The following is a 1,722-nucleotide window of genomic DNA, read 5'->3' as shown; positions in this document are numbered from 1 at the left end:
GCTAATCATGGCGCGGGTTTTCCGGTTTTGGAGTCCGCGCCTTTAGTACATTAAGTCTAAATATTTTACTTGTCCAATTGTAACGATCTTTTTGAGCCAGGTTTGAATGAAGTGTTACTTCATTCTTCTCATGTTGAACACGATAAGACCTAATCCCCCAAGTATCATTAGTAAGATACCTATAATTTTGTAAGACCAGATTTCCGAGTTAAGTGCTACTTCCTTAATTTCGACTGGCGCTATCCCCTTCTTTAAATAAAGATCTAAAGAATAGTAACTTTTAACTATCCCCCATTCCGTGCTTTTGATAATATAGAGAATTCCGGTTAAAAATGAAACTATTGAAAACACAATGGGTATTATTCTCCACTTTGAATAAAAAATCTCCACTGGAAGGCACCCCTTTCTTTTAATTTAAAAGCAGCACATACAGTGCTGCTTTTATTTTATAATATTCCCTTTAGATTACCAACCAGTCGTATCTTGCCACCAGTGATAAATACCTTTTGGCTCTTGAAACCAAAAACTCCCTATAAAGTCGTCGTAAATAAGGTCATCTTCCCAAAGATCAAATTCGTAATGATCTTTTAGTGGAGCAAAATAAAAAGAGTATGTTTTACCCGATGGCACTTCTACTGGCCCAACTTTAGTAGTAAATGTTTGCCCCACAATCCATTTAGCACCCAACTTGGCAGCTATCTTCGAACCATCCACCCCTGCTTCGGATGATAGCTCCGTACTTATCTCAGAAGACATTGTATTAGATATATCTGCTGAGTATTTATTAGGTCCAGCGATTCGGTCAGTGCGGAATGTGTTCCCTCCTACCTCTTCATGTGTAATGTTTTCCAAATAGTACTCTGCAGCAGCAGTGGTAAACTCGCCAAATTCACTCGACTCGGGAATACCAAATTCAATAATTTTAACTGCACCTTTAATGCTCTTAGGGTCTTGGCCGTAGGACATTGCTAGCTTCTCGATTTCTTCTTCAGTTAGTTGTTGAATAACTTGCTTTTTTTCGTAGTTCTTATCTGGTTTATTTACAGTATGCGCTGCACCAAATACAGTACTAAATGTAAATAAACTTAAAGCCACCGACAGAAAAATTGATAATTTCACTTTTAACTTCATAAAATATTTCTCCTATTTTTGTATAATAACAATAAATACTATAACAATAATGTTTAAAATGTAAATAATAGGATTGTTATTCTGCTAGAAATAAATTTATAATGTGGATTATTTCTAAAAAATATAAAAATAGGAAACAAAAACTCGTGCTCAATCTGTAACAGTTTTAGAGAGTGTATTAATTGCAAACGCCGAACAAAAATTATTTGAAAAACAGCAATTGCCCAAGCTGAGTTAGAGTTTAAGTAGAATAAACATCTTTACCGTAATGCCGGGTTACTCGGTGGTGAGCAGCGGAGGGAGGAAGGAGTAAAGAAATGCGGCCCTTCTAATCTTGTGGTCGAAACTCCAGTTGAAGGGTGTAAAGGTAAAGTTGATAGAATCGTAGCTATTGCTTAGGCAATGACCGACTAACGACACACCGCACCTTCAGATGGTCTACCGATACTTCAACCGTCATGAAGAGAATACTTAATACTTGGGGGGATTGTACTTAGCAATATATAAAAACAAAGCTTAAATAGCATTGTCCTTGTTGGTGCTTAGAGAAACTCACTACAACGCATTCGTAATGCGTAGGTCGGGGGTTCG

General features: G+C 36.9%; 1 protein-coding gene. It reads right to left on the bottom strand.

What is annotated here, in order from left to right; all coding sequences use genetic code 11:
- Window positions 1-465: 465 nt before the first annotated feature.
- Window positions 466-1,131: a hypothetical protein gene (locus tag GQS10_RS22720; RefSeq protein ID WP_166246584.1), complete on the bottom strand. Its 666-nt coding sequence runs from the start codon at window positions 1,129-1,131 to the stop codon at window positions 466-468.
- Window positions 1,132-1,722 lie beyond the last annotated feature (591 nt).

The sequence above is a fragment of the Paenibacillus turpanensis genome, assembly GCF_011421635.1.
In the GTDB taxonomy this organism is placed as follows: Bacteria; Bacillota; Bacilli; order Paenibacillales; family YIM-B00363; genus Paenibacillus_AK; species Paenibacillus_AK turpanensis.
Note: the sequence above shows the minus strand (reverse complement) of the source record. Positions and strands in the feature narration are given on the sequence as shown.

Coding starts and splice junctions, on each gene's coding strand:
- GQS10_RS22720 (WP_166246584.1), bottom strand. CDS start 1,131: ATGAAGTTAAAAGTGAAATTATCAATTTTTCTGTCGGTGGCTTTAAGT.